The sequence below is a fragment of the uncultured Mucilaginibacter sp. genome (genome assembly GCF_937859865.1).
GTDB lineage: Bacteria > Bacteroidota > Bacteroidia > Sphingobacteriales > Sphingobacteriaceae > Mucilaginibacter_A.
Window position 1 is genome coordinate 22,030 of the sequence record NZ_CALMAT010000155.1, and the last position, 7,806, is coordinate 29,835.

At 38.2% G+C, this 7,806-nt stretch carries 3 protein-coding genes and 1 pseudogene (1 of these 4 only partly in view); all 4 read left to right on the forward strand.

Annotation, left to right across the window (positions count from 1 at the left end; translation table 11 throughout):
* Positions 1-441: 441 nt before the first annotated feature.
* The gene (locus tag Q0192_RS16750) at positions 442-3,654 is read left to right on the forward strand and encodes a TonB-dependent receptor (RefSeq protein WP_299291266.1); all 3,213 of its coding nucleotides are present in this window, start codon (positions 442-444) and stop codon (positions 3,652-3,654) included.
* A 21-nt stretch (positions 3,655-3,675) separates the two neighbouring features.
* Complete coding sequence (locus Q0192_RS16755) at positions 3,676-5,493, forward strand: RagB/SusD family nutrient uptake outer membrane protein (RefSeq protein ID WP_299291268.1); 1,818 nt, start codon at positions 3,676-3,678, stop codon at positions 5,491-5,493.
* Positions 5,494-5,734: 241 nt separating this feature from the next.
* A complete protein-coding gene (locus Q0192_RS16760) occupies positions 5,735-6,115 on the forward strand; it encodes a hypothetical protein (protein ID WP_299291270.1) in 381 nt (126 codons plus the stop codon).
* 192 nt (positions 6,116-6,307) lie between these two features.
* Positions 6,308-7,806, forward strand: a pseudogene (locus Q0192_RS16765) (VCBS repeat-containing protein); it runs 2,086 nt beyond the window's last position.

The window sequence follows — 7,806 nt, forward strand, 5'->3', positions numbered from 1 at the left end:
TAGATATTGTAACTATTAACTAAAATAACCCGTTAAAAACAGCACCTGGTTTTGAAATTTCGATTTTGATTTGAAAGGCAATAACAGGCTGATGATCAGGATTTACTATTATGGTTTAGGTAAAGAAAAATATTTTTCTGATGAACGCGTGTTTTTATTCGAAAATAATAGCCTGGGTAAAAATTATGTTTTAATAAGATAAATGACCGGTAGCTTTAAAAAAACTTATAACTACTGCCAATATATTTTGTAAAATATTAGTTGCATAACAAAAAGTTTAATATTTTTGGTCAGGTACAATTACCAATTATAAACCTATTTATTCATTTTAATCATGGCAAACTCCTGAAGTTCCGCTGTTTAGCGGCAAGCTGCTAAAATTTGGCATTGAAACAAAAAAGCTTTTTTAAACCATCAATTTATCACACAAAAATTCACTTTATGTTAAACACTTTACTTTTTAAAAGATTGAAAGTATGGCTGATGCTTCTGGGCGTGTTTTCGTCGTTGGTTGTTTCGGCACAAACCAGGGTTACCGGCCGGGTTATCGGCGCAGATGACAAGCAGCCTGTTATTGGCGCTTCTGTAAAAGTCAGCGGTACAACCGTCGGCACCGTTACAGATGCAAACGGAAACTTTTCCATTACCGCAAAACCTACTGATGTTATTTCGGTGTCTTATTTAGGTTACCAAACCCAAAATGTTACCGTAGGCAGTCAAACAGCTTTAAGGATCACGTTAAGTACTTCAACCAGTACCTTGAATGAGGTGGTGGTAACCGGTTATACCAGTCAGCGTAAGCAGGATATTACTGGTGCTGTAGCTACTGTAGATCTAAGTCAGGCCAAAAAAATACCTGTTACAAGTTCGGAGCAGTTGCTGCAAGGCCAGGCATCCGGTGTTACAGTTATTACCAACGGTATTCCAGGTGGCGGTAGTACTGTATTAGTCCGTGGTGTTTCTTCTTTGGGAGGTTCACAACCACTTTATGTTATTGACGGTGTACAATCTGGCGACATGTCTAATGTTAACCCCAATGACATCGAAAGCATTAGTGTATTAAAAGATGCTGGTTCTGCAGCTATATACGGGGTTAGTGGTGGTAATGGTGTGGTAGTGGTAACAACCAAAAAAGGCCGTCAAGGTAAAACTACTATATCTTATGATGGGTATTATGGTGTTACAACGCCATTAGGTGGCAACCCCTATAATTTATTAGATGCACCGGGTATTGCCACTTTAACTTATAAGGTTAATCCTGCAACATTATTATATCCTAATGGAAAGGTGCCTGATTTTGGTTATCAAGCCGGTGTCAACCTTGGCGGAGGCAAAGGTATAGCTAATGCCGGTGATCCTTTGGTTGATCCTTCAAAATACCATTTTGATGCACAAAATCCTGACAATGATTATTTGATCCAGGCATTTAATAAACAAGGTACAGACTGGTTTCATACCGTGTTTAAAAATGCACCAACTCAAAGCCATACTTTAACTATGAGCGGTGCCAATGATAAAAATTCTTACCTGCTTTCTGCTGGTTACTTAAACCAGCAAGGGACTTTAATTGATACTTATTTAAAGCGCTATTCAGCCCGTGTAAATACCACTTTTAACATTAAAAATAACATTCGGGTAGGTGAAAGTGCTTACGCTTTTTTCCGCCAGTCACCCGGTGGCTTTAACAATCAGAGTGAAGGCAGTGCTTTATCATGGATCTACCGCACACAGCCATCAATTCCGGTATATGATATTAATGGTAATTATGGCGGTACATGGGATGGCCCTACTGAGTTAGGTAATGCCAACACACCTTTTGCCGTTCAGGAAAGAACTAAAACTAACCAAAACAGGCAATGGAACGTACAGGGTAACTTGTTTGCAGAGGTAGATTTTCTGAAACATTTTACTGCACGTACCAGTGTTAACGGTAATATTTATAACAACTTTTACAATAGTATTATTTATAACCAATATAATGATGGCGAAAACCATAATACACCAAATGGTGCAGTGGAAAACACTTCGTTTGCAAGCAATATATTCTGGTCAAATACTATTGTTTATAAACAAGTTTTTGGAAAGCACAATGTTGACTTTTTAGGTGGTTATGAAATCAACCAAACTTATGGCAGGTTCTTACAAGGAAGTGTAAATACCTTGTTTTCATTAGATCCTAATTATGTTAATTTAAATAATGGTACCACCAACATCCAAACTCAAAGCTATGCCTATCAACCAACAAGCAAACAATCAGTTTTTGCAAGGGTAAATTATCAGTACAATGATAAATACTTGTTTAGTGCTACAGTCCGTCGTGATGGTTCATCCGTATTTGCACCCCAAACCCGATATGGTACCTTCCCATCAGCTACAGTAGGTTGGAGGATTTCCCAGGAAGACTTTTTGAAAAGTGTTAACTGGTTAACTGATTTAAAATTACGTGCCAGCTATGGTTCTTTAGGCTCAAATAACATTTCTGCCACCAATGCTTTCACTTTATTTGGTTCAGGCTTTGGCCAATCTTCCTACCCAATTACAGGCTCAAGCAATGTTGCAAACCAAGGTTTTTATAACAATGGCATCGGGAATGCCGGTGGTAAATGGGAAACCGATAAAATTCTGAACGTAGGTATTGATGCAACATTATTTCGCAACTTAACATTTAATTTAGAATACTACGAAAAATCAATAAGTGGATTATTGTTCCAGGCATCTTTACCTGCAACTTTAGGTGGTGCCACAGCACCATTTATAAATAGTGGAAATATATCCAATAAGGGATTTGACTTCAATGTAACTTATAACGGTAAAGCAGGAAGGGATTTTAATTATAATGTTGGTGTTGAGGTTACTCCTTATACCAATAAGTTTACTTATATACCAGGAAATGGTTATCTGGACGTATCCGGTTCACGCTTAGGAAATTTGGTTCGGGAAGCAATTGGCCAACCGGTAGGCGAGTTCTTTGGTTATAAACAAATTGGCTATTTTAAAGATGCCGCTGATGTTTCCTCATCTCCAACCCAAAACGGAGCAGCCCCGGGCCGTTTTAAATATCAGGATGTTAACGGTGATGGTAAGATAGATGCAAATGACCGTACCTTTTTTGGCAATCCAAACCCCAAATTTACTTACGGTGTAAACTTGGGTGCCAACTACAAAGGCTTTGATGCCTCTGTAATCTTATACGGGTCTCAGGGTAACAAAAATATCAATTTCACTAAATTTTATACTAATTTCTATGCAACACTAATAGGTAATAAAAGTAATGATTTGCTATATAATTCCTGGTCACCAACAAATTTAAACCCTAAAACACCTATTGCCGAAAACGCAACAAGTTTTAGTACAAGTGAAGTGTTTAGTTCTTATTATATGGAGGATGGATCGTTTTTAAAATGTCGTCAGGCTTCAATTGGATACACTTTTTCTCCTCAATTGTTAAAAAATATTCAAGTTGACAGATTACGCATATACTTCCAGGTAACCAATTTATTTACAATTACTAAATACTCTGGCTTGGATCCGGAATTACAGCCATCAAGCGGTAACTTGGGTACTTATCAGCAAAGTGGTGCCTTTGGTATAGATTATGGTAACTATCCTAATAATCAAAGGGGGTTCCTATTAGGACTTGGTTTAACTTTCTAATTTTTTGTAAAAATCTTTAAAATGAAAACAATAAAATATAAATTAATTTTTCCGGGAGTATTGGCCGTATTGGCTTTGTCCTACTCTTGTAAAAAATTCTTAGATCAGCCGGCAACCGGTTCATTAAATTCAACTGTGTTGGCTACTAAACCCGGAGTTGATGGTTTGCTGATTGGGGCATATTCAGATTTAGACGGATATTCTGCAGATATAGGCGGTGATCCATGGCCACAAGGTGTTAGTAACTGGATTTATGGTGGTGTGGGTGCTGATGATGCACATAAAGGATCAACACCTGGTGATGCGTCAGATGCTGAACCAATAGAAAATCATGGTTTCAATTCGGCTAATAGTTACTTTAATGCTAAGTGGCGTATCTTATATGCAGGTATTGCCCGGGCTAATGATGTTTTAAAAGAGCTGCCTTTGGTAACGGATGGTTCTGTAAGTGCTGATTATGCTAAACAAGTTACTGCTGAGGCCCGTTTTTTAAGAGGGGTATATCATTTAGAGGCTGTTAAAATATGGAGAAATGTGCCTTATGTAGATGAAACGGTAACTTACGATGCTAAGAACTATAACATTCCCAATACTGCATCTATACTACCGAAAGTTGAAGCTGATTTTCAGGCAGCAGTAGCAGTATTGCCTAATACACAAGCTCAGATTGGCCGTGCCAATAAATATGCTGCTGAAGCTTTTCTGGCTAAAGCATACATTTATGATCATAAATATGCAGAAGCAAAAGCTGCACTGGCTGATGTAATAGCCAATGGTGTAACTTCAAGCGGTGCAAAATATACTTTGGAACCTTATAGTAATAATTTTAACCCATCAACTAAAAATGGGCCTGAGGCTGTATTCTCTGTACAAATGTCTGTAAAAGATAACGCTGGTGGTGCTAATGGTAATGTTGGTGATGCTTTAAATTTTCCGGCAGGTGGGCCTGCCAGTTGCTGTGGTTTCTATCAGCCTTCTTTCAGCTTTGTAAATGCATTTAAAGTTGATGACAATGGTTTGCCCATGTTTGATACTTATAACAATTCTGATTTAAAGAATGATCAGGGATTAGATTCTAAAACGCCATTTATGCCCACAACTGTAGCAGTAGATTCACGTTTAGATTGGTCAGTAGGCCGTCGCGGAATTCCTTATTTAGATTGGGGCTTACATCCCGGTTCTGATTGGATACGTAGTCAACCTAATGGCGGGCCATATAGCCCAATTAAAAATGTTTATTATAAAGCAGCTCAGGCTACCACCAGCGATACTTATGGCGGTTGGGCATCAAATCAATCAACAGCAAATAATTACAACATGATTCGTTTTGCTGATGTGCTGTTATGGGCAGCAGAATGTGAAGTAGAAATTGGCAGCTTAGCGCAGGCACAGGTTTATGTAAATATGATAAGGGCACGTGCTGCTGATCCTACAGGATGGGTACATACTTATGTTGATCCTGCAAATCCAGCCAAAGGTTTTACCACCACACCTGCAGCTAATTATAAAGTTGGCTTATATACCAACCAGTTTACAGCAAACGGTAAAGAGTATGCGCGTCAAGCTGTTTATTTTGAACGCCGCTTAGAATTAGGCATGGAGGGACATCGTTTCTTTGATTTGCAACGTTGGGACGGACGGACAGGAGGCCCTGCCGGAACCGGTTATATGGCCGGCATTTTAAATACTTATTTAGCACATGAAAATGCTGTTCCTAACTTCCCTGCATCTACAATAAAAGGTGCTAAATTTACCCAAGGAAAGAACGAATTGTATGCCATACCACAAATACAAATTGATTTAAGCAATGGGGTGCTTAAACAAAACCCTGGTTATTAATTTTTCTAAAACTTAGCTTATTAAAGAGGTGAAGGTTAATCCCTTCACCTCTTTATAATTCGTGTTTTGTTTGAATATATATTTAAATTGTAATGTTATTAAATGGAAAAAGTTTTATTAACTTTATAGGTAATATTCAGTATTCCTAAACCACTTTTACTTCTATCTTAAACTATCGAAAATAAGTATCAAAGTATATAATAATTTTAACTGACCATTTTAAACTTTAAATTATTTAATTATGAAAAAGAACATTATTTATGCAGTTGTTGCAACCTTTATGGTTGGCTTCTTGCTTTCGTTTAGTTTAATAAATAAAAACACAGTTCCTAAACCACCTAAATTAGATTTATGTAATGCTGGTGTAACTAACCTACATATTATTAGAGACAGCGGAGGTTATATCACGTTTGGATGGGATGGCGTTAATTCTCCTGATCATTATAATTATGGTGGGTATTATCAAGGAGGCGGTAATTTTTCAGGTACTGCGTATTCCAATACCGTCACAATTCAAAGAAATATGGGTAATACTCCAGGTGGAAGATTTGGGGTAACTGCTGATTGTGCTGATGGATCGACAGCAAGTACAGGGGCTTCGCAAAATATTTTGTATTATTAATAATATAATAACTTTGATATTTATTAAAAACCAGGAGGTTGATCTTCCTGGTTTTTTTGATATATGTTCTTTTGTTATTATAAATACAGGCTTTGTGTTTCATGGCTATAAAAAGATAAGAACCATAATTTTTTGTTGTAAAAGAAGTATAAAAAATATGATGAACAAGAGTGTAAACAGGTTTATATTAACATGAAAAATGTTTCTTTTCTACTGCTGTTCTTAATAATTACTCTTCTATTAGCCTCCTGCAAAAAACATACACTGTTCGAGCAAATTCCTGCTGCCCAATCCGGTGTTCATTTCAATAACCTCATTACAGAAAACGATTCCATCAACCCTTTAGATCTGGTTAACATCTATAATGGCGGCGGCGTGGGCATCGGCGATTTTAACAACGATGGCTTGCAGGACATTTACTTTACCGGCAATAGGGTTTCCAACAAACTGTACCTCAACAAAGGCGATTTTAAGTTCGAGGATGTTACCGATAAGGCAGGCGTTGGCGGCATGGGCCGTTGGGGCCGGGGCGTTGCTATTGTAGATATAAACAACGATGGCTTGCCCGATATTTATGTTTGCAATACTTTGTCAAAAGATTCTCTTAAACGGCGTAACTTGTTGTACATCAATCAAGGGCCGGATAAAAGCGGTGTTCCAGTTTTCAAAGAAATGGCCAAAGAATATGGTCTGGATATTCACGTACAATCTACCATGGCCAGTTTTTTTGATTATGACAACGACGGCGATTTGGATATGTATTTGACGGTAAACGAAGCATCGGCAAACGACAACCCAAACAGGTTCCGGCCAATTATTAACGATGGTACCCACAGAAGTACAGGCAGGTTGTTTCGAAATGATTTTGACCCGAAAGAAAAACATCCGGTATTTCACGATGTATCAGCGCAGGCTGGCATTAAAATAGAAGGTTACGGCCATGCCACCACCATTGCTGATATTAACCAGGATGGCTGGAAGGATATTTACGTAACCAACGATTTTTTATCCAACAACATATTGTACATCAACAACCACGACGGCACTTTTACCGATCGCTCCAAACAATATTTTAAACATACTTCGGCAAATGCGATGGGCCAGGATATTGAAGACATCAACAACGATGGCCTGGCGGATGTATTTGAGCTGGACATGAACCCGGAAGATAACTACCGCAAAAAGATGATGATGAGTTCGAACAGTTATCAAACCTTCCAAAACTTTGATCTGTACAACTATCAATACCAATACGTGCGCAACACGTTGCAATTGAACCAGGGGCCGAGGCTGAGCCAAAACGATTCTATCGGCATTCCGGCTTTTAGCGAAATTAGTTTTATGGGGGGCGTTGCCCAAACCGATTGGAGCTGGTGCCCATTAATCACTGATTTTAACAATGATGGATTTCGTGATATTGTGGTCACCAACGGTTACCCCAAAGATGTTACCGACCATGATTTTATAGCTTATCGGGATGAAGCTTTTCAAATCGCATCAAAAAAGCAAATTCTCGACCAAATCCCGGTAGTTAAACTGCACAACTATGCTTTTCAAAATAAAGGCGATCTTACTTTCAGCGATGAAACAAAAGATTGGGGCTTAACGGTTCCAACGTTTTCTAACGGTGCAGTTTATGCCGATTTAAACAACGACGGCGCGATGGATATGATCATCAACAACATCAACGA

Excerpts from the sequence above, each read along its gene's own strand:
- Q0192_RS16750 (WP_299291266.1), top strand. The coding sequence starts at position 442 with ATGTTAAACACTTTACTTTTTAAAAGATTGAAAGTATGGCTGATGCTT.
- Q0192_RS16755 (WP_299291268.1), top strand. The coding sequence starts at position 3,676 with ATGAAAACAATAAAATATAAATTAATTTTTCCGGGAGTATTGGCCGTA.
- Q0192_RS16760 (WP_299291270.1), top strand. The coding sequence starts at position 5,735 with ATGAAAAAGAACATTATTTATGCAGTTGTTGCAACCTTTATGGTTGGC.